18 protein-coding genes and 1 pseudogene are annotated in these 21,969 nt (G+C 72.3%); 18 read left to right on the top strand and 1 reads right to left on the bottom strand.

Annotated features, from left to right (window positions below; genetic code table 11):
* The 12 genes and pseudogenes from ACIO3P_RS37990 to ACIO3P_RS37935 all read left to right on the top strand — a co-directional run.
* A pseudogene (locus ACIO3P_RS37990) lies at positions 1 to 236 on the top strand (DNA-binding protein); the annotation flags it as partial.
* A gap of 15 nt (positions 237 to 251) precedes the next feature.
* Complete coding sequence (locus ACIO3P_RS37985; protein ID WP_401855853.1) at positions 252 to 725, top strand: hypothetical protein; 474 nt, start codon at positions 252 to 254, stop codon at positions 723 to 725.
* Positions 726 to 1,317: 592 nt separating this feature from the next.
* On the top strand, positions 1,318 to 1,548 hold the full coding sequence (locus tag ACIO3P_RS37980; protein WP_267125582.1) for a hypothetical protein: 231 nt from the start codon (positions 1,318 to 1,320) through the stop codon (positions 1,546 to 1,548).
* 574 nt (positions 1,549 to 2,122) lie between these two features.
* Positions 2,123 to 4,147: a hypothetical protein gene (locus ACIO3P_RS37975; RefSeq protein WP_401978286.1), complete on the top strand. Its 2,025-nt coding sequence runs from the start codon at positions 2,123 to 2,125 to the stop codon at positions 4,145 to 4,147.
* A gap of 170 nt (positions 4,148 to 4,317) precedes the next feature.
* On the top strand, positions 4,318 to 5,502 hold the full coding sequence (locus tag ACIO3P_RS37970; protein WP_401855712.1) for a hypothetical protein: 1,185 nt from the start codon (positions 4,318 to 4,320) through the stop codon (positions 5,500 to 5,502).
* Positions 5,503 to 5,578: 76 nt separating this feature from the next.
* Positions 5,579 to 5,938 (top strand): hypothetical protein, encoded by a 360-nt coding sequence (locus ACIO3P_RS37965; protein ID WP_401855714.1) that lies wholly within the window; start codon positions 5,579 to 5,581, stop codon positions 5,936 to 5,938.
* Complete coding sequence (locus tag ACIO3P_RS37960; protein WP_401855717.1) at positions 5,931 to 6,683, top strand: hypothetical protein; 753 nt, start codon at positions 5,931 to 5,933, stop codon at positions 6,681 to 6,683. Before ACIO3P_RS37965 ends, ACIO3P_RS37960 begins: the two co-directional genes overlap by 8 nt.
* Positions 6,684 to 7,901: 1,218 nt before the next feature.
* On the top strand, positions 7,902 to 9,095 hold the full coding sequence (locus ACIO3P_RS37955) for a DUF6884 domain-containing protein (protein WP_401855720.1): 1,194 nt from the start codon (positions 7,902 to 7,904) through the stop codon (positions 9,093 to 9,095).
* Between the two features lie 100 nt (positions 9,096 to 9,195).
* A complete protein-coding gene (locus ACIO3P_RS37950; protein ID WP_401855723.1) occupies positions 9,196 to 10,335 on the top strand; it encodes a hypothetical protein in 1,140 nt (379 codons plus the stop codon).
* Between the two features lie 2 nt (positions 10,336 to 10,337).
* Complete coding sequence (locus ACIO3P_RS37945) at positions 10,338 to 10,727, top strand: hypothetical protein (RefSeq protein WP_401855725.1); 390 nt, start codon at positions 10,338 to 10,340, stop codon at positions 10,725 to 10,727.
* On the top strand, positions 10,724 to 11,176 hold the full coding sequence (locus tag ACIO3P_RS37940; RefSeq protein ID WP_401855727.1) for a hypothetical protein: 453 nt from the start codon (positions 10,724 to 10,726) through the stop codon (positions 11,174 to 11,176). Before ACIO3P_RS37945 ends, ACIO3P_RS37940 begins: the two co-directional genes overlap by 4 nt.
* 59 nt (positions 11,177 to 11,235) lie before the next feature.
* Positions 11,236 to 11,979 carry a nuclease-related domain-containing protein gene (locus tag ACIO3P_RS37935; protein WP_401855729.1) on the top strand — a complete coding sequence of 248 codons (744 nt, stop codon included), beginning with the start codon at positions 11,236 to 11,238 and terminating at the stop codon, positions 11,977 to 11,979.
* 65 nt (positions 11,980 to 12,044) lie between these two features.
* Here ACIO3P_RS37935 and ACIO3P_RS37930 read toward each other — a convergent pair whose 3' ends face one another.
* Positions 12,045 to 12,794: a hypothetical protein gene (locus ACIO3P_RS37930; RefSeq protein ID WP_401855731.1), complete on the bottom strand. Its 750-nt coding sequence runs from the start codon at positions 12,792 to 12,794 to the stop codon at positions 12,045 to 12,047.
* A 250-nt stretch (positions 12,795 to 13,044) separates the two neighbouring features.
* Between ACIO3P_RS37930 and ACIO3P_RS37925 the strand changes: the two genes are divergently transcribed.
* The 6 genes from ACIO3P_RS37925 (at position 13,045) to mobF (ending at position 21,898) form a co-directional block, all read left to right on the top strand.
* The gene (locus tag ACIO3P_RS37925; protein WP_401855733.1) at positions 13,045 to 13,653 is read left to right on the top strand and encodes a hypothetical protein; all 609 of its coding nucleotides are present in this window, start codon (positions 13,045 to 13,047) and stop codon (positions 13,651 to 13,653) included.
* On the top strand, positions 13,650 to 14,252 hold the full coding sequence (locus ACIO3P_RS37920) for a hypothetical protein (RefSeq protein WP_401855736.1): 603 nt from the start codon (positions 13,650 to 13,652) through the stop codon (positions 14,250 to 14,252). Before ACIO3P_RS37925 ends, ACIO3P_RS37920 begins: the two co-directional genes overlap by 4 nt.
* Positions 14,249 to 14,722 (top strand): hypothetical protein, encoded by a 474-nt coding sequence (locus tag ACIO3P_RS37915; RefSeq protein WP_401855739.1) that lies wholly within the window; start codon positions 14,249 to 14,251, stop codon positions 14,720 to 14,722. The genes ACIO3P_RS37920 and ACIO3P_RS37915 overlap by 4 nt, the downstream gene beginning before the upstream one ends.
* On the top strand, positions 14,722 to 15,300 hold the full coding sequence (locus ACIO3P_RS37910; RefSeq protein WP_401855742.1) for a hypothetical protein: 579 nt from the start codon (positions 14,722 to 14,724) through the stop codon (positions 15,298 to 15,300). Before ACIO3P_RS37915 ends, ACIO3P_RS37910 begins: the two co-directional genes overlap by 1 nt.
* Positions 15,301 to 15,431: 131 nt before the next feature.
* Positions 15,432 to 15,926, top strand: a complete 495-nt coding sequence (locus ACIO3P_RS37905) for an HNH endonuclease (protein ID WP_401855745.1) — start codon at positions 15,432 to 15,434, stop codon at positions 15,924 to 15,926.
* A 941-nt stretch (positions 15,927 to 16,867) separates the two neighbouring features.
* Positions 16,868 to 21,898 (top strand): MobF family relaxase, encoded by a 5,031-nt coding sequence (gene mobF, locus ACIO3P_RS37900; protein ID WP_401855748.1) that lies wholly within the window; start codon positions 16,868 to 16,870, stop codon positions 21,896 to 21,898.
* Positions 21,899 to 21,969: the final 71 nt, after the last annotated feature.

The following is a 21,969-nucleotide window of genomic DNA, read 5'->3' as shown; positions in this document are numbered from 1 at the left end:
CCGGCCACGCGAAGCAACGCGCCCTGCTGGTCCTCGACATCGCCGCCGGGCACTTGGCCGGCGGACGGCTGGAGGCTGCGTTCGCCCTAGCCTCCCGTGCACTCGACACCGGCCTGCAGTACCGGTCTGGCCGGATCGTGGAACGTGCCCGCGCCGTGCGCCGTAGCCTCACCACGACCTCACCGCCCAAGGTGGTGCGGGACTTCGACGAGCGCCTGCACGGCGTCTACCTGTAGGGGAGTGACCACGGCATGAGGGTGGGGATCACCGGGCACCGCGGACTGAGCACGCAGGTCGAGGAACAGGTGCGGGCTCTTCTGGCCGACCAGGTCAGCAAGTACAACCCGGCCGAACTGATTGGCGTCTCGTGCATCGCCGACGGCCCCGACGCCTGGTTCGCCGAGACCGTCCTGCAGCACGGCGGCAGTCTTGAGGTGGTCGTCCCGGCCGCCGAGTACCGCCAGAGCCTGCCCGACTCCCACCACCCTCTCTACGACCGGCTCATCTCCCGCGCGGGCGACGTCCACCACACCGGCATGACCGAGTCGACCTCCGAGGCCCATCAGGCTGGCTCCGAAATCCTCGTCGGTCTGGTGAACGAGCTGCTCGCCGTGTGGGACGGGAAGCCGGCATGGGGATACGGGGGCACCGCGGACGTAGTGGCATACGCCGAGCGGACCGGCGTCCCGGTGCGTGTCCTGTGGCCCGAGGGAGCCAGCCGATAGAGACCGCCGCCCCTCCCTGAACAGGGGTGTCACAAAATCCGGCCGACGACGTTCCCCCAGTGTGACGACGCGAACCATGCCCCACGCTCAGCACAGCCAGGCCGGGACAGCCGTCCCCCACGGGAGACATCTGCCGGATGCTTCCCGCCCGGCGGGACGCTGCCCCCGGAAGTGCTCTCACCCCCTGGGACACCACCTGACGTGCAGAAATTCGTGTCCCCGAACCTGTAACGATTCCGAGGGCCGATACGTCTACGGCTATGAAGGCCCGTCAACGGAGCAGTGCAGGAGGGGATTCCGGGATGACCGGATCGAGAGCAGCCGTCGGCCGGCAGCGGGACGGACGGATATCCGATTCGGCGAGCCGATCGTGGTGTCCCCAACTCGAAAGCGCTCGAACTACGGTGATGGCCCGTCATGCCGCTGGCCTCCCGCGACACGGGATCTCGGGTGATAAACGCCCGCCTCACAGGAAATCTTCGGCGACACACCCCACCAGAGTTGTGTACGTGAACCGTGATGCTGTTGGATTGCGATCATGGCTAGGCCCTACGGATCACGTAACTCTCAAGAGCGCGAGTACCTCGCGCCGATGGTGCACGCCGATCGCAAGGGGATGGTCCGCCTCACCGGCATGGTTCCTGCCGAGGTCCACGCCCAGGCGTTCATCAACGCCAAGGCCGCGGGCATGACGATGGGCCTCTACCTCAAGCGGCTTGTCGAGCAGGACCAGCTCAACGAGAACGGTGTGCCGCTGTGGCGGCTCGCCGAGATCGAAGAGGAGGAGAGGCAGACCGCCGAGCAACTTCCGTTGACCGGCTAGCCGCAGAACCGTCGAAGGGCAAGAAAAATGCCCCGGTCATCCAACCGGGGCCCCGCCGTTCGACGTGCAAGGGACTCAGCACTACGGGCCTGCCAGCCCGCTGAATCCCAACTGATTCACATGTAGTTCCACCCACCGGTCGGCTCCCCAGCCGACCACCTACCTGCCAGCCCCCAGAGCGGACCGGCTTCCAACCGGGCCCCTCGACAAGACCGAGGAGGAGGTGAGTCAAGCCCCCAGGCGCTTTCCACGGCGTCTGACGGGCGGTGGTCCCCTAACCAAAGAGCCCCGGAGCCCTGCTCTTTCGTGCGACCTGGATGGCCGCGTTCGGAGCCCTCCGCCGTCAAGGCGAGAGGGGCTTCGGCGTTCTTTTAAGTTAAGGAGCCCTCCCATCGTAGCGGACCGCTACGGTGCCGGACAGCTCATGCCCGACCCCGGAGTGTCCGGGGAACCGGGCGTGCACAGCCCGTCATCTGCCCCGAACCACAATCCTCATACCGGTGTTCTGCCCGCTCCCCGGGCCGCGCGCGTGGACCTGCAGACGCTCTTTCTGCAGCTGTCTCCGCGGCTGTCGGTGCGCGTCGACACCAAGAACTCCGAGGGCAAGTGGCGGCACAAGTACGTCGAGCGCTCCATGCATTCCCTGCGGGGCGCCCCTCGCGGCCCGTACGCCGTCTACCTGTCGTCGAAGTTCCGCCGCTACCGCTGGCTGCTCTTCGACTTCGACGACAAGCGTGGCGAGGTCGGCCCCGACCTCGCAACTCTGCTGCGCTGGATGGAGGAGGCCGGGCTGACCTACGTGGTCGCCGCTTCCGGATCCGTCGGCGGACGGCACGTGTGGGTGGCCGCCGAGACGCTGCTGGAGGCCACGCTGGTCGAGTCCATCGCCGTGGCCGCAGCGAAGCGCCTTCCCACCCTCGACTACGGCCTGCTCAAGTCGTCTACGGGCGCCGCCCGGCCGATCGGTGCCCCGCACCGCAACGGTGGCCGCAGCGAGCTGATGAGCCCGGCGGACCCCTGCCGCGCCGCCGACCTGCTGACCCCGGCCACCTGTGGCAACCCGTCCGACGCGTTCCTCCGGCTGCTGCTCATCATCGACGCCGTCCCGGCCCGCGCGGACTTCCGCCCCAAGGTGGTCGGCCAGGACCAGTTCGCCGAGGTCCTCGACGACAAGCTGGGCCCCCGTCTCGACGGCACGCCCACCACCGTGCTGGACCGCGAGACCATGGCGCTGCTCACCCGCCGCCCGCCGGCCGACCGGGTCAGCGAGGTGTGCGGCTCCCTGCTGACCCGGCTGGCCCTGCGCCGCTGGACGCTGCCGATGGTCGAGCGGCTGATGGACGACCGCCGGTACCGCGAGGGCGGGCTGCTGCACGTGTGCACCGCGCCCGGCATCGGCACGCTGCGCGTGACGCTGGACGAGATCGACGCCGAGGAGAAACTGGCACGCCAGTGGGCCCGTTGCGTGGAGTACGCGAGCAGGCTGCCGCACACCGAGGAGGCCCTGCAGCGCACGGAGACCGTCGCCGAGACCGTCGCCCTGGTCGAGCAGCTGCAGCAGGGTGCTGACGCCTGCCCGGAGCGCTGGGCCATCGAGTCCGGCCCCGCCGACCGGGCCGCGCTGGACCTGTTCTGTCTGCTCGCCCTGCAGTCCGGCAGCACCGTGCTGAGCCTGGACGCGCGCCGGGCCGCCATCGCCACCGGCACCGGCCGCTCGACCATGCACCGGGCGTTCGGCCGCCTGCAGCTCGACAGCTGGCTGGGCAGCGCCACCGACAACGGCCCGGCCGGTACCTACGAGCTGCTCCCCGTCACCGCTTCGCACCCTGCTTTCACCACCGTTGCACGGGGTGGGACACAAGGAACCCCGCCCCCCCTAGGGGCTACCCGCACCACACTGATCTCCCTCCTTAAAAAGCGTCTCGCCGCAGGTCACGCCGACGTCTTCTCCCACGGCCGGCGCACTGAGAAGCACGCCGGCGGGCTGGGCCACCACGCGGGGCGCGTCTACCAGCAGCTGGCCGAGCACGCCCACCGGTCCCTCAGCCTCGCCGAGATCTGCCAGCGCACCGGCTACAGCCCCCGGACCGTCGCCAAGCATCTCGCCCGGATGCGGGACCTGCTGGTCGCCACACGCGCGGTGATGACGGTTCATCACGAGTGCCCGACCTGTCAGGCTGCCCCGGGGGAGCGCTGCCGTACGGCCGCAGGAGCCGTTCTCAGGCGCCGTGGAGCCGACCAGCACACCAGCCGCCAGACCCTCGCCGCCGAGCGCTCCAGCACCCCGTACTACCGCCCACGGCCCGGCTCCCTGGTCGCCGCGGCGAAGGCCCTGGGCACCCACGGCCGACTCGCCGCCCGCGCCCGCCTGTACGCCGTCGAGACCGAGCTGTACCGGTGGTGGCGCCAGGAGGAGGAGTGGATGCGCGCCCCCAAGGCCGGAGTGCGCACGGGCGTCCAGACGCACGAGGAGCAGACCGCCCTGGTGCTCACCACGCTCACCCGCGCGCCCCGCCGCCGCTACCCCCGCACCGCCGACGGCCGAGGCGACCACGCCGCCGCCAGGGCCCGCATCGAGCGCCGTATCGCCACGGCTTGACCCCCCGGCGCAGCCGCTTCGGTTCTGCCGATCTTCAGCCGTCCCGCACCGCTGGGCTTGTTATCAGCCGCTCATCCGACTTCCGGCCATCCTTTGTCAACCGGTTGACGCTAGAGCCGAATGACCGTCAACCTGTTTACGTCAGACCCGGATTCAGCGAGGAGAACTGGATGAACGAGACCGTGTCCGTGCCGCAGATCGAAGTGGCCACCTACCAGGCGCCCCGCGTCACCATCACCACCGTGGAGAGCGTGATCCCGTCCGAGCCGGTCCACGGCTCCCACAAGCCCGGGGCCTACCAGCACGTCCTGCTCAACACCGTCACGGGCGAGCTGAGCTTCCACGAGAGCACCCAGCACCGGGAGCCGTGGGACCGGCGCTGGACGGCCGTCAACGACGTCCCCCGCGAGATCTGGAAGCGCTGGCACCCGGGCACGCTGTACCTGCCCGGGTCCGGAGCGGAGATGTGGGCCGGGCAGGTCCCCGAGCTGCTGTGCTGGACCGTCGACTCCGGCTTCACCGGCCACCCGTACCTCGACGTCGAGGCCGCCAACGCCCTGCTGGAACTGGTCGCGCCGTACGCCCAGCAGCTGCTCGACGGATTCTTCGAGGCCGGGGGCGAGCTGGACTGGTCGGCCGCCTCCGCACACGCCGGCCGCCAACTCTGCCGCCTGACCTCCCGTCACCGCGAGGCAGCCCAGCGCGAGGTCGACGCCGACCTGGTCGACCTCGCCGAGATCGTCGCGCGCTGCCCCCAGGTCTACCGGCCCGGACTGCTGGGCCTGTCCCTCGACAAGCTCGCGCACGAGTGCGCGGTCCACACCAGGTGCCTTGGCTCGGAGCACTGGTACCCGGAGATCAAGAAGGTCTTCGGCCGCCCGTACCGCGACGGCAGCGGCGTGGGACTGCACGTGCTGGGCGTGCGCTCCTGGTACCGGACCGTCCTCATGGACGGAGACCCCCGGCCGGCCCGCGACTTCCGAGACTGGGACGCCGAACACGGCCGTCTGGCCGCCAGTGAGATCACCTCCGAGACCACCGACGCCGCCCTGAACGCCTGGATCGAGCGCGAGGAACTGCACGCCGGGCAGCGGGGGGTACGCCTCTTCGGCACCGCGGACGCCGCCCACAGCCACCGGGCCCGGCTGCGAGAGCAGGACTGGGACCGCCTCGCCGTTGTCGGCGCCGAGGTGGCCCGGCTGGAGAAGTACCTCGCCGAGCGCCGCCAGCTGGTCAACCGGGCGATCGACTGGGGCCACAGCGACTCCGACATCGCCGGCCGGGCCCGCATCTCCCGGCAGGCCGTGCACAAGATGCGCGAGAAGACCGGGGCCGACGACCCCGCGCAGGCGTGACCCTGGATCCCAACACCGCGGCGGCCGGAGCCATTCGAGCTGGCTCCGGCCGCTCCGCCTCTCCCGGAAGGACCCGATGAGCACCACCGACCCCTTCGCCCTGCTGCGCGCGACGGCCGCCGTCCAGCGCCTGGACGACGAGCTGACCGTGAGCCCCGGCGACCCGCAGCGCGAGCGCGCGTACCGGGTGCACCGCGCCGCCCTCGCCGACCGGGCCGTGCCCGCCCTCGCCGAGGTCGAGGACCCCGCGACCAGCGAGCAGGACGCCGAAGACACCGCCCGCCGCCTGCTGCAGCACGACCGCGCCCACGGCACTGGCCGTGGCCCCGTGCCGGCCGCCGACCCCCGATGGGACACCGACCCGCGCGGCTACGCCCGCCAGGAGCACGCCGCCGCCGTCCGCGACGAGCACGACCAGGAGCACGCCCGTGACTGAGCTGCAGATGAGCCCCGAGGTCCGCGCCCTGCTCGGGCCCGAGGGCCTCGCCCGCGCCGCCGAGGTCTCCCTGGTCGACGGGACGTGCGTGTACTGCCGGACCCGGCTGGAAGGCACCGTGAACATGGTGGTGCGCACCAACGGCACCTTCGTGCACGTCGTCTACGTCCACGCCGCGTGCGGCCCTTCCGAGGTCGTCCCGCTCCCCGAGGACCACCAGCCGCCCGTGCCCGCCGACGGCTACGACATGACGATGACCGCCGCCGTCCTCGACCACGGCGGCGCCACCCTCCCCGTCCTGGTCGCCGAGACCGTCTCCAAGGCGTACGCGTTCGACGACTCCAGCGGCCCCGGCCCCATGTCGGAGCTGACCAACCTGGTCGCCAGCTCCCTGTTGGGCGACGGCTTCACCCTGATCTCCCGCATCAAGCACGCCCCACCGCAGATCCCCGAGTGGGTCGGCGTGCTGCTGCTCGGCCACGGTCCGGCCGGTGAGGACGGGCTGCTGGTCCTCGATCCCGAGGGCGGAAAGTTCTACGCCGGCAGCGTCGAGCTGCCCGACAGCTGGCTCCCTGCCGTCGCCCACTACGGCTGGGCCGTGCTCTACGTCGGCGACGTCGGCCTCGCCGAGCTGCGCGACGACGCGAAGGCCGCCACCAAGGCACTGCGCACGGCAGCCCAGGCCGGGCGGCTGGTCGGTGCCCGCATCGCCATCGGCACCCCGCCGCCGAACACCACGGCGTAGCCGACACCCGCCCCGCCCACCGTCAGTGCGCCGAGACCGCCCCCAGGTCCCGGCGCACTGTGCTGCTGGTCGCCGGGGTTTTGGGACTTTTGGGACCGCCCTACGCGCCCGCGCGCGAAGCGGCCCCCGGCGCTGGTCCCGCCCCCGGTCCGGCGCCCTCGAGGAAAGCTCCCCTTCGGAGCCAACTTGCTCGCGCCGCCGCGCGGCAGGACCGCCGGTCACCCAAATTTGGGTGACCGCAGCAGCCGCCGCGAACGAACGCCGCACGCCTCAGCCACGGTCGGATTTCTGAAACCGGCCCAGGCCAACGCCTTTGCCCCGGGCATCCGAGCGAGCACGGCGACCGCCGCCCGGCAACTGGCCCGGGTCACAGAACAAGGCGCCTCCGGCAGGCCCTTACTCCGAGGGGGCGGGGAGAACGTCGTCGGCCGCCGACCGGTGGGGGAATGGGGTCGGTGCGGGGGTCGCGGTGCGCTCCCTCGACGACCGGGCCCCGGAGGGTGCCACAGGAACCCCGTCCACTCCGAGGACGCCTCCGGCGCCGCACGCGGTCGCGCGAGCGCGATCCCCTCCGCTCCCGGGAACCCTGCGGCAGCGCTGCGCGCGCCCGACCGACGAGGGAGCACCCCACTCCGGCCCGGGGCATGGCGCGGGCGCCGGGGGAGGGGGCGCCCAGGGTCCGTAAGCCTCCGTGGCCCGCAGCGTGCGCGGCTGCAGGTGCTTCGGGCTGGGAAAAGACGGCCAGCGGCGGAGGGAGGGGGGTCGGTGGCGCACGGGTCGCCGTCTGCCTGGCCGGAGCGGGGCAGCCCGCCGTACTCCCGCCGTCGCGCATGACGGGCGCGTGAGGAGAGCGCACCGCCGGCCGTGGCCGAGGGGGAGCAGCTGCTGCCGCGCCGTGGTGACCGGCCGGTGAGGTCGCTCCGCGTCGGCCCGGGTCTCGCCGTGGCCAGGAGCGTGTCGTCGGTCGTCGGCCCGGCCCGGTGAGGACCCACCGCCCAAGGCCGCGGGGACCGGGCCTGCCCGGTGCCGTGGCGCGCACGGCAGGGCCGTGACACCCCGGGGAGGTCGCCGCGACCGGCGAACACACGGCCGTCGATCATGCTCACACTCCTAAAACATTGCGTTTCATTGCATCGCACGTGATGAAATGCATTGACGAAATGCAATGCAATGCATTAGACTGGAATCCTTCACAAGTCACCACGAAGGGGGCACGGGATGGGACTGCGGGACGAGGGCCACGAGATCCAGCGCGAGGACGGCACCGCCGCCCGCCGGCCGCTGTGGGACACCGGCTGGGGACCGGAGCGCGCCGCCCGCTACGCCGCCCGGTGCGCGCGCTACGTCGACACCGACCGCCTGCAGCTGCGTGCGCACGGCCGCGCCGCGGTCCGCCTGAACTTCCCCTACGCCACCGGCCGCGGTCCCCAGCGCGCCGAGGCCGCCCGCACCGTCGCCGTCCGCTTCGGCGTTGAGGCCCGCCAGCTCGACCGGTCCGGGCGAGCCCTGCGCGTCACCGGCCCCGCCGAGGACGTGGCCCGCTACGCCGCCGCTCTCCCCCGCGTCCTCGACCATGCCGAGCAGCTGACCAGCTGGGCCGCCCGCATGTACGGCGAGTGCGCCCGCCGACCCCGGCACGCCGGCCACTTCGAGGCCCTGGGCGTCAGCGGTCGCCGGGCCGCCGCCGCCTACTTCCGAGCTGTCGCCTTCCGCCGGATCGTCCAGGTGCTGACCGGACCCCAGCCCGCCGCCGTGGTCGAGGTCGACCCCGCCCTCCCCCTGTGGGAGCAGGCCGAGACCCTCGGTGGGACCCTCGGCGAGTACGGGTGGGTCGAGATCCGAGACGCCTACGACCCCGCCGCCGCCGTGGAGCTGCTCGACACCGCCGAGCGGATCGAGGCCCCGGCCGCGCGCTGGCCGGTCACCGCCGCACATGGCGAGCAGCTGGCCCTGTTCCACGGCACCACCTCCCCCGCCGAGGCCGGGCCGGTCGTCGTCATCCCCTGCTCCGGGGCGAAGTTGGACCACGCCGCCCCGGCCGGGAAGCTCTACGTCGGCAAGCTGCACACACACGCCCGCCGGACCGCCGACGCCCTCACCGCCCACGGCGGCACCGTCCTGGTACTCAGCGCGCTGCACGGCTTCCTGCGGCTCGACCAGGACGTCGAGCCGTACGACCACACATGGGAAGACGCCGGCAGTATCACCGTCGAGGAACTGCGCGCCCAGGCCGCCGAGCTGGGACTGACCGACGCCGACGTCATCCTGCTCACCCCGAGCCGGTATACCCAGCGCGCCGCCGCCGTCTGGCCCCAGGCCCGCACCCCGCTGGCCCACCTCGCCATCGGCAAGCAGCGCGGCCGACTGACCGCCATGCGCGAGAACGCCGACCACTACACGACCGCCGCGTGAGCCGCGACCCGCACCCGTACCCGCACCCGTCCCCGGATACGGCACGCTGTCGACCGCAGCGCGCCGTACCGACCGCACCGCCCCGTAGGAGTTCTTGCAGATGACCGAGCAGCCGACCGAGCAGACCGCCGAGGCCACCGTCGAGGAGGCGCCCCGGTGCGCGTTCCCCGAGTGCACCGCCCGGCCGGTCCCCAAGGACCCCAACGCCCCGGGCCGCGCGCCGAAATACTGCTCCGACCCTGATCACAACGCCATGAGCGCCTACCGGGCCAAGCGCGGGAAGGCCAGCGCCACCAAGGCCGCGCCCGTCGAGGAGCCGTCCGACCGCGTCGTCACCGACTCCGCCCGGACCGCCGGCATCGTGCAGGGCATCGTGCTGCAGAAGGTCGACGAGCTGCGGGCGGAACTGGCCCGGTACATCGAGCTGCTCACAACCATCACCGACCCGGACGCCGCCGAGGCCGAGGTCGCCTCCGTCGCCGCGGCTGCGGACTCCCAGGTCGCCGAGTGGCGCAAGAAGGCCACCACCGCGAACACCGAGCGGGAAGCCGCCGTGCGTCAGCGCGACCTCGCCCGCGCGGAGACCGAGGAAGCCCAGGAGGCAGCCGACCGGGCCATCGCCGAACTGGAGCAGGAGACCGCCCGGTTCGAGGCCGAGACCGAGCGGATCCGCGCGGAGGCCGAGGAGCGCGTCGAGCGCCTGCAGGCCGAAGCCGACCAGGCCGTCGAGAAGACGAAGGAGGAGGCCGCCGCAGCCGTCAAGCGCGCCCAGGACGAGGCAAAGCAGCAGGTCACCGCCGCCAAGGAGGAGGCCGACAAGCGCGTCCGCGAAGCTCAGGACAAGGCAGGGAAGGCCGAGGTCGCGGCGAAGGCCGAGGTCGAGGCGATGCAGAAGACCGTCAAGGCGGTGCAGGCCGAGAAGGAGCAGGCGGTCACAGCGGCTCAGGGCGCAGCGACTGCTGCCGAGGGGCGTGCCCGGGAGGCGGAGGCCCTCGCCCTGCAGGCAGAGCGGGACGCCGAGACCAGGGTCGCCGCCGAGAAGGAGCGCCGGACCGAGCAGGAGAAGGCGCACGCGGCCGAGCTGGGCCGGGCCATCGAGCGGCAGGGCGTGCTGGAGGGCCAGGTCGAGAAGCTCAACACGGCCGTGAACGACACGAAGGACAAGATGCGCGAGGTGCAGACGGAACTGGCCCTCGCCCAGGCCGAGGTCAAGCGCCTCACCACCGCCGGGGGCAAGTGACGATGACCGTCTACGTCCTGCTCGGTACGGCACTGCTGCTCGCACTGCTCAGTCCGTGGATCGGTCGCCGCGTCCGCCGGCACCGGGCCGAGCAGGACCGTCGGGCCGCCGCCGAGCACTACCGCAAGCGGCTGCTGGCAGCCACCGACCAGGCCATTTCCACCGCCGTGCGCGCCCAACTCGCCGAGCCCGTCACCGACCTGCGCATCACTCGCCCGATGCGCGTCTCCGTCGGCGACGTCGTTGCCCGCGCCAGGGACGACTTCGCCCTGGAGGTCCCCCGGGACCAGGCCGCCGAGATGCTGCGCCATCGCCTGGAGTTCCGGGGCCATGCCCGCTGGCCCGACCTGATCACCGACGCATTCGACGACGAGGAGGACCCGACCCCATGAACATCCGTCAGCTGTTGCGCCGCCGTACGCCCACGCCCGCCATCCAGCCCGTTTACATCTCCGACACCTTCACCTTGACCATCACCGACCGCCTGGACGTGCTGCGTCCCAACGGCAGCACCTGGGACCTGTGCTTCGGGCACGACCACGAGCGCCGGACCGTCGCGCAGGTCCTGAACTGCCTGGTGTGGGAGAGCCTCGCGTCCATCCCGCCTGCGGATGTGTACGGCTACCTCCGAGTTGAGCCGACTCGCATTGTCCTGCCCGGCGTCGAGCCCTTCGTAGCCGTCTTCTACGGCCGGGACGACGAATTCCCCAGTCATGGGCGCACGCTCGACGAGAGCGGCCTGCCTCTGTGCTGGCGCGCGGTCGCCGAAGCGGCTGGCGCGTCCGCCGCCGATGCGTCCGAGTCCATCGACTGCCCCTCCTGCCAGCACCCGCAGGGCTGACCAGCCACCCCTCTCCGTCCCTTCAACCCGCCCGCCACCACCACCCAGGAAGCGACGACATGACGACCACACCCGGGCGCCGCAGCAACGCCGGAGCCAGCGCCCGCCGCCAGGGCGAGTTACAGCGCGCGGCCGAGCGCGCCGCCCAGCACCGCCGTGCGAAGTGGGCCCTGCCCCTGACCGCCGCAGCCGCCGCGGTCACCGGCTGGGCCGCCGGCACCGTGACCGTGTGGCAGGTCGGCGCCCTGGTCGCCGCCACCGTCCTCGCCTACGGCGTCCGCCAGATCTACCGCCGCCAGCGCAACAGCTGGAAGTCCGGCGCAGACGGCGAGGAGGCCACGGCCCGGCTGCTCGCTCCCCTCGCCCGCCGCGGCTACGCCGTACTGCACGACCGGGCCATCCCCGGGTCGAAGGCCAACCTCGACCACCTGGTCGTGGGCGTGTTCGGCGTGGCCCTGGTCGACAGTAAGAACTGGCGGTCGAAGAAGTCCCGCATCGTCATCACGGGCGGGCTGCTCCGGTACGGGCGGTACGACCAGACCAAGGCGCTGCAGACCGTGGTGTGGGAGGCGCAGCAGGCCGCGAAGGTGCTGGGGGTGCCGGTCCGGCCGATCCTCGCGGTGCACGGGGCGAAGGTCCCCGCGCCGCGCGGGCGCACCGAGCTGCACGGCGTCACCGTCGTCGAGGCGAAGAAGTTGCGCGGGATGCTGGCCGGTCTCTCTCCCCAGCCGGGATGGGACGCCGCCCGGGTCACCGCCGTAGAGCAGCTGGCCGAGCAGCGCCTGCCCCGGCACACCGGCTGACCCCAGCCCGCCGACGACAAGGGGCCCGGGAGAACTCCCGGGCCCCCTCGGCATGTCCCGTCCGGCTACGGCGCGTCCGCCCGGACGTCGTCCAGGCCGAGGTCGAGGAGCACCGCCAGGTCCTCGCCGGCCGCCCACCGCTGCAGCATCGGCCGGTCGACGAGCCGGACGTCCGTCCGGGCCGCCCACACCACCCGCTCCCGGGCGAACGAGCCGGAGCTGACGACGACGAACAGCGCACGGGGGCCAGCCTCGACCCCGTCCGGCAGCTGCGGGGCACCGCTCACCGGGCGCAGCGCCGCCCGGCCGCCGTCTTCCTGCCCGGCCCGCTCGACACCGCGCTCGAAGGCGAGGCCGAGCTGGCGCCCATCGGGCCCGTTCCCGACCAGGTGCACCACCGTCCCGCTGATGCGCACCCCGCGCACCCGCGTCCAGCCGTCGCGGATCAGGAGCCGGCCGACGATGGTCCGGAAGCCGCGGTCGTCGGCCGCGTCGACCTGGTCGAGGGTGAAGCGCACCGCCCGCCGCCTCTTGCGCGCTAACGCCTGCCGCCGGCGCAGCACCGCGGCGCGTGCCGCGTACGCGAGGGCCACCGCGCCCAGGAACGCGGCCCACCAGCCGATCCGGTCCCACAGCCAGCCGAGGGTGAACAGCGGCGCGGCGATCCCCAGCAGGAGCAGCGTGAAGCCCGGCAGGACCTGCCACCACTCCGGGCCGTACTCCCCGCGCAGCCGGAGCTGCAGTTCCTGATCCCGCCGGAAGTTGCGCGGTGTCCCCTCCGGAGACCGACGCAGCCGCCCCAACACGTCGCTCACCCCCGACCACCAACCCCCGTGCCGTGCCTATGTCGCCCCATGTCATATCTGCCCGTCCGGGTGCCCGTACAGCTGAGACACCCCAGATCAGACAGCCGTACGGCTGATTCCGACCCCCGGCGCTGATAACAAGCCCTCCGGGGCGCCGGTCACCCAAATTTGGGTGACTTTGCGGCAGTCCCCAGGAGCCGCACACCGACAATCACGGTTCCCGTGACAATCCAGGTTCACGACAACTACCATTGTCGCCATGACGACGAACGAGGACGACGCCCCGGACTACGAGGCGTTCATGGCCCCACGCGATCCCGCGTGGACCGAGCCGACCGAGGACCAGCTGACGAAGTTCCGCAAGGAGCTGCGCGCCGTCGCCGCCGCGCTGGCCGACGAGATCTCCGTACGCGACACCAGCCCCGGCAGGCCGGACCCGGACCTCCCGGTGCGCTCGACCCCCGACTGGCAGCTGGCCATGCTGCGTGCCCTGCGCATCGCCCGGGACGAGGTCGAGCCGATGACCGAGCAGTATGCCCGCGGCGCCGGCGGGGGCGGGGTGAACTACCCGCAGATCGGCGACGCCTGGGGAGTCTCCCGGCAGGCCGCGCGCAAGAAGTGGCCCGGCGCGGTGACCGTCATCAACCCGCACGCCAACAAGGAGCCCGTCGAGGTCGAGGCGTTCGGCGGGCATGCCCGCGTCGCCTGGCACCCGGAGGACGGTGGCTGGTGGTGGATCGGCCAGGCCGCCAACGGCCGCCAGGAGGACGCCGGCGACGAGGTCACGTACGACACCAGCGAGGAGGCCGCCGCCATCGCGGGCGCCTTCCTCGCCGCCAACGCCACCCCGAAGGAGACCCAGGCATGACCATCGCCCGAGGCAGCGAGCTGGCCTTCGCCGTAGAGCAGCTGCTCGCCGAATACCCCACCTACGACGTCACCGGCGACGACGACCCGGTCGGCGCCGTCCTCACCATCCAAGACCCCGCCGACCCGGGCCGGGTGGGCGAGGTCGTCGACCTCAAGCTCACCCCCGGCCAGGTCCAGGACCTGCTGCTGTTGGTCCAGTCCGAGCGGGACACCCAGCGGCGCGCGCAGTCCGACGGAGACGGCCAGTGCGGGCACTGCGGAGGCACCGGGGAATCCGGGGCGCTGCAGCCGACCACCCACGTGCTCGCCTGGTTCCCCGGGGAACTGCTCGACAAGGACTCCGCCGCCGACGGGTGGGAGCTGTACGACGTCGTCCAGTGGCGCGCGGGCGGCACGCCCTTGGCCCGGCTGGGAGGGACCCTCCTCGATGGGGCGGTCGAGCTGCTGGGCCAGGTCGCCGACGCACTCGGCGACGACCACGAGGTGGTGGCGTTCCGGCGCGGCACCTACGACATCGACGGCTTCGGCTATCCCAGCTTCGACGTCCAGGCGCGGCCCGCCGAGGAGCCGCCGGCCGACGACGGGAGCCGCCCGTGACCACCCCGAGCACCCACCCGTGGCACGACACCGTGCCCCCGCACCCCGACGCCCTGCTCTTCCGCCCGATCGCCGCCGCGCACCCCGTCGGTCCGGGCGGACAGCTGGCCCGCCGCCCGGACGGGACCTGGTGGTACCGCGAGCTGGCCGTCCTCACCGGCACCCAGGAGACGCTGCCCGAGTTGCTGCGGCCCGACCTCGCGCACGCGCTGCGCCGAGGGGACGAACTGATGGCCGCCGCCGACGGCGCAGCGGGCGACGGCGACTTCGCCGAGGCCGACCGGCTGGTCGAGCTGAGCGGGATGCTCGGCACCCAGGAGGTCATCGACCTGTCCCGGGCCCTGCAGGAGGCCGGCGCCCGGTGGCGGGACCGGCGCTCGACGAGGACCGTCGAGTCCCTCGCCGAGTGGATCGAGGCCCCCGACGCCCTCGCCCGCATCGCCGAATCCCTCCGCACCGGGGAGGCGTGATGTCCGTCACACCGCCGCCCTGCCCCGAGTGCCAGGCCGTGACCGAGCCGATCCAGGTGGAGGGCGAGGACGTCTTCCGTTGCCCGGCTCCCGGGTGCGGTCGACGGACCTACGGCACCAGCGACCCGGACGCCGACGACGCCCTGCCCCCGTACACCGAGGTCGACGAGGGCGGCGCCACCCTGCTGTACCGCGGCAACGGCGAACTGGACGTCGAGGCCACCGCCGAGCACGACGCCCAGCACGGACCCGACGACGAGGACCAGGACGACGAGCAGCCCGCCGGCCGCGCCGCGGTCACCGGCTGGGAGCCGCACGCGCAGGACGTCCGCGTGAAGGACCTCGCCGCCGTGCTCACCGGAGCGTGGGTGTGGATCTACGGCGACCCCGAGGGGTGGCGTTTCTTCACCAGCGCCGAGTACGACGCCGACCGCGGCGACACCACGGTGACGATCACGTACAGCGATGGTGAGGTGGTGAGGGAGGAGCCGTGGCCGCAGGCCCGACTGGTGAGGACCGGACCCGACAGCGTCCCCACCGCGACCCGTCCCGGCCCGGCCCGACTGGTGAGGCGGTGAGCGTGGTGAGCGCACCAGGCCCGCAGGAGCGGACGGCTCACCACCCCGAGGCTCACCACCTCACTGGTGAGCCTCACCACCCGGAGCCGCCCGAAGGTGGTGAGGAAGGGCTCCCGCCGTCACCAGTTCCGGTGGGGTGGGCGCAGCTGCTGGCCGATGGTGAGACCGTCGCGCGCTACTGGAGCCACGTCCTGCGGCGCGGCCCGGACCAGTGCTGGTGGTGGACCGGCGGGCTGACCGACACGGCCCACGGAACCTTCCGCGCTGGGTCGCACACCACCGACACGTCCCGTGTCGTCCCCGCCCATCTGTTCGGCTTCCGCCTCGCCAACGGGCCCGATTCGATCCCCGCCGGCCACGTCGTGCGGCACACGTGCGACGAGCCACCGTGCCAGCAGCCGCGCCACTGGCTGCTCGGCACCCGGGGCGACAACAACCGCGACGCCGCAGCTCGGAGGCGACTTGCCGGTCACGCACTGGCCGACGTACGCGGCGCGGTGGGGCGGGCGCGGGCGGTCCAGGCCGCCATCGCCGCCGCCGCCGGACCCGAGGAGATCGAGGCCGCCATCGCCGCCGCGCTCGACGCGGGCAACCCCAGCGGCGCCCTGCAGAACCCGCTCTTCTGACCGACTGCTCACCACCGGCCCCGGACATCCGTCCGGGGCCGGGTTGCGTTGGGGAGCGGCTCACCGGTGGCTCACCGGTGAGCAGACTGCACGTCGCGGAGCAGCCTCACCACTCACCAGCCGAGGCCCCGCGGATCGGTTTGTCGACGTGGTGACCGTCACCACCGTCCAGCGCCGTGGCGCCGCCGCCGACTGGTGAGCCTCACCGCCGTACGGCCGTGCCGCCGCCCCTGCTCGCGCCGACGCTCACCACCCCGTCTCGGGTGGGGACTCACCACCTGGTGGTGAGAGAGGCCGGGGTCTGGTGACCCGGGGAGCCGTCACCGGCTGGTGAGCGTCACCACGCGCGCGCCGCCGAGGCGCTGCTGCCGCCCCGGGTGTCGGTCACTCTCCGTCGACCGGTGAGCGGGTGGGTGGGGAGTGCCCGGCCGCCGCGCGAGCGCGCCGGCCGGGGGTGGGGCGGGTGCGGTGCGTGGCCGTCCTCGCGTCCGGCCCTTGGTAACAGTCGACCCCCGGGCGGGGGTCCGCACGGGGGTCGATGACGTCGAGCCCGACCGTAGCGCACGGGTCCGGTTGGTGGCCAGCGTGCCCGCCACGTTTGGGCGTCGGCCGCCCGGTGGGCGCTCCCACGAGCGCGCCGCAGGTGGGGGCGCAGCAGTCAGCCGCCGACCGGCACATTTCGGTACATCCCGCGCGCCGGTTCGAGCGCGCCACGGCAGGCCGGAGGCCAAGGATCAGGAGCCGGGACGGCCCCAATCTCACCGTCGTAGCCCCCTTTTTGACCCCCTGCAGGACGAGGTAATCGGACCCCACTTCTCACCTTGATCATTCAGACCGGATGCAGACCGTAGAGCTAGATGCAACGACCACAAGCCCTCACACCTATGCATCACGATCCAATGGGTGTTAATGATCTTGAAAGTCGCCTACTCTGAGTCGCGATGCTTTCGATCTCCGCAGGTTCAGACCCCGCCTACCTCACCCGTGAGGTAGCGGCCGGTGCTGAGCACTACTACGCCCGGAGCGTGGACCTGCAGGGCGAGCCCCCCGGCTACTGGCTCGGCGACGGCGCGGCCGAGCTGGGGCTGACCGGAACGGTCGACAACGAGGTCTTCACGGACCTCTACAAGGACTGGATCGACCCCCGCAAGCGCGACGAGATGCTGGAGCGTCTCGCGGCGATCCCCCACGAGGAGGGCACGCCGGAGTACGCCAAGGCCGAGAAGCGGATCCGCAAGGACGCCCGGCTGGGGAACGCGCCGAAGAACTACGAGAAGAGCTTCCAGAAGCGGTTCGAGGCCGCGCTGAGCGAGGCCAGGGCGAAGACGCCGGGGGTCGAGCTGACTCCGGAGCGTGTCAAGGCGATCGAGCTGGACACCAGGAAGCATTCGCCGTCGGCGACGCTGTACTACGACCTGACGTTCTCCGCGCCGAAGTCCTGGAGCGTCTACCACGCGAGCCTGCAGGTGAAGGCCGCGCAGTGCCGCGAGGCCGGCGACCTGGAAGGCGCCGAGCGGTACGCCGCGAAGGCGGACCGGGTCTGGGACGCCTGGAAGGTCGGGGTCAAGGCCGGTCTGGAGCAGATGCAGGAGGAGGCCGGTTACACCCGGCTGGGCCACCACGGGAAGAAGGTCGAGGGCCGCTCGACCGGCCGCTACGTCAAGGGCGAGGGCTTCATCGTCTCCGCCTGGGCCCAGCACACGAGCCGTGAGGACGACCCCCAGCTGCACGTCCACGCGACGGTCCTGAACAAGATCAAGGCCGTTGAGATCGACCCGGTGACCGGCCAGGAGCGCGTGACCTGGGGATCGGTCGACGGGCACGGGCTGTGGGTGCACAAGCAGGCCGTGGGCCACCTCGCCGAGCGGATCGCCGAGCAGGAGCTGGAGCGCACCGACGGCGTGCGGTTCATGACCCGCCCCGACGGCAAGGCCCGCGAGATCGTCGGCATCGAACAGGACCTGCGCGACGGGTTCTCCTCCCGCCGTGTCGCCATCAAGGCCGAGGTCGCCGAGGTCGCCAAGGCGTACGAGGAGCGGTACGGCACCGCGCCGAGCCCGTACGTGCTGGCCCGGATGTCCGAGGACGTCACGCTGCAGCAGCGGCAGGCGAAGAAGCACGACGCCGTCACCCGTGAGCAGCTGCTCGACCGGTGGGAGGCGTTCAGCAAGGAGCGCTTCCGCGACTCGCTGGCCAACGTTCCCGACCAGGTAGAGCACGAGTCCCTGCTCCACGACCTGCACCGCCCGTACAAGGAGTTCGACCCGGCGGTCATCCAGCAGCGCGCCGTCGCCGCGGTGCAGGAGCAGAAGTCGACGTGGCGCCGGGCGGACCTGATCGTCGAGCTGAACCGGCAGCTGCCGGACACGCTGGGCGGGATGGAGGCCCACGAGGTCCGCGACCTGCTCAACCGTCTCGCGGACGAGGCGCTGGACCCGGCCACCGACAACGGCGTGGTCTGCGCGACCGCGCCGCACATGGTCGAGATCCCCGTCGAGCTGCAGCGCGCGGATGGGTCCTTCGTCTACGAGCCGGCCGACAACAACGTGAACCGGTTCTCGACCGAGGGCCACATCGCGACCGAGGAGCGGATGCGGACCTTCGCGGGTGAGCGCGGCGGTCCCACGGTGCCCAGCGAGCTGGTCGAGGAGGTCATCGCCCGGCGTGGGCTCAAGGGCAAGCAGGCCGATTTCGTCCGCAGCGCGGCGACGTCCGGCCGCAAGCTCGACCTGCTGATCGGCCCGGCCGGAGCGGGCAAGTCCTACACCCTCGCCGCGCTGACCGAGGTGTGGGAGGCGCACGAAGGCCGCCAGGTCATCGGTCTGGCCAGCGGTGAGCGCGCCGCCCAGGTCCTCGCCGACGAGGGTCTGACCAACGTCGCCAACATCTCCATGCTGCTCAAGAAGCACGCCGACATGGCCGCGGGGAAGAACGTTCCCGACGCGGACAAGTACCGCATCGCGCCCGGCACGCTGGTCATCGTCGACGAGGCCGGCATGACCAACACCCGCGACATGGACCGTGTGCGGGCCCTGGTCGAGTCGTGCGGCGCCAAGATGATCGGCAGCGGCGACCACCACCAGCTCACGGCGGTCGGCGCGGGCGGCATGTTCGGCCAGCTCGCCGAGGAGATGCCCGGCGTCCACACGCTCGAAGAGGTCCGGCGCTTCCGCGACATCGACCCCGTCACCGGCGAGTCGAAGGTCCGGGAGTGGGAGGCCAAGGCGTCCCTGCAGCTGCGCGAGGGCAACACCGAGGCACTCGCCCAGTACGAGCTGCACAAGCGGTTCAGGGGCGGCAGCGCCGAGGAGATGAAGGAGCGCGCCTACCAGGGATGGGTCACCGACCAGCTGGCCGGGCGGAACCCGCTGCTGGTCGCCCCCGACAACGAGACGGCCGCCGAACTCTCCGCCCGCGCCCGCGCCGACCTGGTCCGCGCCGGCCTGGTCGAGGAGGACGGCGTCGCGCTGCGCACCGGGCAGAAGTACGGCGTCGAGACCCGGGCCGGTCGCGGCGACGTCATCCAGATGCGCCGCAACGACCGCCACGTCACGGGCGAGGGCGGGCAGTTCGCCACCAACCGGCTGACCGCCACCGTCACCGGGATCAGCGACAACGGCGCCCTGATGGTGCAGTTGGAGGACGGCTCGCGGATGCACCTGCCTGCCGCCTACGTCCAGACGCACGTCGAGCTGGCGTACGCGTCCACGGTGCACGGCGCGCAGGGCCGCACGGTGGGCCCGTGCCATTCGCTGGTCGACGAGCAGACCTCCCGCGAGGCCCTGTACGTCAGCCTCACCCGAGGCCAGGACGGGAACTGGGCCTACGTCATCACCCACCGGGACGGCGACGGCATCAAGGACGAGGACGTCCCGCACTACCTGTCGGTGCTCGACCAGACGCTGCAGCGCTCCGGCACGCAGCAGACCGCAACTCAGGCCATCGCCGCCGAGCTGGAGCGCCGCGAGCACCTCGCCGCGATCCAGCCGGCGTGGGCCGGGGTCAAGGACCAGGACGCCGAGAAGCGGTTCGGCAAGGCCCTGCTCGGTGCGCTGGGCCCGGAGGACTACGCCCGCGTGAGCAGCGGCGAGGCGTACGGCTCCCTCATGCGGCTGGCCCGCACCGTCGAGGAGCGCGGGTTCGACGCCGAGGACCTGCTGGTGCGCACTGCCCGCTCGCGTGAGCTGGACACGGCCGACGACGCCAGCAAGGCGATGCACCACCGCCTGAAGAACGCCTACCGGCTGGTCGAGCGCGACCAGGTCAACGCGGAGAAGGCCGAGCAGCGCGCCGCCCTCGCCGAGCAGGTGCAGAAGGTCGACGACGCGATCGAGGCCGGGCACGGCACGGTGGACCCGGAGCACCTGCAGGAGCTGGTCGCCGCCGCGGATGAGGCCGCCAAGGTCCACCCGCACCAGGAGGAGCTGCTGCGGCAGACCCTCGCCGCGCAGACGGGTGTCGAGGTCATGCAGGCCGGGGACGGCGCGGAAGCGGCTGTGCTGGAGACCACGACCACCGAGCCGGTCGACCAGGAGCAGCTGCAGCAGCTGGTCCTCGCCCCCGAGACCGAGGCCGAGCCGGTCGACGCCCTCGACCTGCACCACGCCGAGCTGCTCAAGCAGTCGCTCGCCTACACGCAGAACGTGGAGGTCCTGCACGCCGGGCAGGACCAGGAGGTCGCCCGGCGCCAGGCCGCCGAGCGCGAGGCGCAGCTGGAGGCCATGGACTCCTACGCCGCCCGGACGCCGGACTTCGACGGCGACCTGGGCCGGTTCATGGGCGAGTGGGCCGAGCTGATGGACCAGCGCGTCGAGCGGCTGGGCCAACGCGTCGCCGAGGAGCAGCCGCAATGGGCGATCGACCGGCTGGGCCCGGTGCCCGAGGACCCGATCGAGCGGGCCAGCTGGGAGCTGCGCGCCGGCCGCGTCGAGCGGTACCGCGAGGCCCACAGCTTCGACCAGGAGGCCGACGCCATCGGTCAGGCCCCGCCGCCGGGTGCCGTCGAGGCGCTCGCCGACTGGGAGCGGGCACGCCGCGCCCTGGGCGTGCCGGATGAACTGGCCGACATCTCCCGCGCGAGCGAGGAGAGCCTGCGCCAGTCGATCGAGCGTGCCGAGCGCGAGGAGGCATGGGCGCCGCCGTACGTCGGCGACGAGATGGCGAAGTCGTTCGGCGCGGCGCGCGACTACGAGGACCAGGCCGTGCAGATGGAGCTGCGTGCTCAGGAGATGGCGGAGAAGGAGGCCGCCGAGCACGAGGAGCGCATCAACAAGGCGATGGTCGAGGTCTCGAAGGCGACCGGCTACAACGAGCACCAGCAGGCCCTCGCCCAGGCGATGGCGCTGCAGCAGGTGCCCACGCTCCAGGCCGAGGTCGACCCGAGCGCGCTGGTCAAGGACACCCTCGACCGGGCGGAGACCAGCCGGGACATCGCCGAGTCGATGGGTGAGCGGGCGCGGAAGTACCAGGAGGTCCACGAGACCCGCGAGAAGTGGTTCGCCGAGACGCAGCAGGTGCGCGAGGAGGCCGACTACGCGCGGATCGAGCTGGAGCGCCGCAACCCCGTCGCTCCGGAGCCCGAGCCGGCCGAGCCGGAGTCGGCCCCGGCCCCGGCGGCGCCGAAGCCGCACTGGTCTGTCGAGGAGGAGCTGGCGAGGGCGATGGAGCAGGCCCGCCAGGCTCAGCTGATCCTCGAACAGCGTGCCCAGGAGCGGGAGCAGGAGGCGCAGCGGGAGCGCGAGGCGCAGCCCGCGGCCGAGGAGGTCGAGCGCGAGCGCCGCGACAGCGGCATGGGCATCCATGACGAGTACGCGCGGCTGGGCCGGGAAATCGCCGAGGCCGACCACGACATCGAGGCCGCGGGCGGCAGCCCGGCCGCCATGCCCGAGCCGGAGCCCGCGATGGCCCCGCCCCCGGCGCCGGAGCCCCCTGCTCCCCCGGCTCCGGACTTCGACATCGACATCGAGATGTAGGACCCGGGCCAGCGGTCAATCCGCTGGCCCGCTCCGTTTCCTGGCTGTGTGTCCGAGGAGGCCGCTACCTT

Source organism: Streptomyces sp. NPDC087310, from assembly GCF_044744405.1.
Taxonomy (GTDB): Bacteria; Actinomycetota; Actinomycetes; order Streptomycetales; family Streptomycetaceae; genus Streptomyces.
This window is presented reverse-complemented; position numbering and strand designations above follow the sequence as displayed.

What these genes read in the sequence shown, in the direction of transcription:
- ACIO3P_RS37985 (WP_401855853.1), top strand. Translation starts at nt 252, where the DNA reads ATGAGGGTGGGGATCACCGGGCACCGCGGACTGAGCACGCAGGTCGAG.
- ACIO3P_RS37980 (WP_267125582.1), top strand. Translation starts at nt 1,318, where the DNA reads ATGGTGCACGCCGATCGCAAGGGGATGGTCCGCCTCACCGGCATGGTT.
- ACIO3P_RS37970 (WP_401855712.1), top strand. Translation starts at nt 4,318, where the DNA reads ATGAACGAGACCGTGTCCGTGCCGCAGATCGAAGTGGCCACCTACCAG.
- ACIO3P_RS37965 (WP_401855714.1), top strand. Translation starts at nt 5,579, where the DNA reads ATGAGCACCACCGACCCCTTCGCCCTGCTGCGCGCGACGGCCGCCGTC.
- ACIO3P_RS37955 (WP_401855720.1), top strand. Translation starts at nt 7,902, where the DNA reads ATGGGACTGCGGGACGAGGGCCACGAGATCCAGCGCGAGGACGGCACC.
- ACIO3P_RS37950 (WP_401855723.1), top strand. Translation starts at nt 9,196, where the DNA reads ATGACCGAGCAGCCGACCGAGCAGACCGCCGAGGCCACCGTCGAGGAG.
- ACIO3P_RS37945 (WP_401855725.1), top strand. Translation starts at nt 10,338, where the DNA reads ATGACCGTCTACGTCCTGCTCGGTACGGCACTGCTGCTCGCACTGCTC.
- ACIO3P_RS37940 (WP_401855727.1), top strand. Translation starts at nt 10,724, where the DNA reads ATGAACATCCGTCAGCTGTTGCGCCGCCGTACGCCCACGCCCGCCATC.
- ACIO3P_RS37935 (WP_401855729.1), top strand. Translation starts at nt 11,236, where the DNA reads ATGACGACCACACCCGGGCGCCGCAGCAACGCCGGAGCCAGCGCCCGC.
- ACIO3P_RS37925 (WP_401855733.1), top strand. Translation starts at nt 13,045, where the DNA reads ATGACGACGAACGAGGACGACGCCCCGGACTACGAGGCGTTCATGGCC.
- ACIO3P_RS37920 (WP_401855736.1), top strand. Translation starts at nt 13,650, where the DNA reads ATGACCATCGCCCGAGGCAGCGAGCTGGCCTTCGCCGTAGAGCAGCTG.
- ACIO3P_RS37910 (WP_401855742.1), top strand. Translation starts at nt 14,722, where the DNA reads ATGTCCGTCACACCGCCGCCCTGCCCCGAGTGCCAGGCCGTGACCGAG.
- mobF (WP_401855748.1), top strand. Translation starts at nt 16,868, where the DNA reads ATGCTTTCGATCTCCGCAGGTTCAGACCCCGCCTACCTCACCCGTGAG.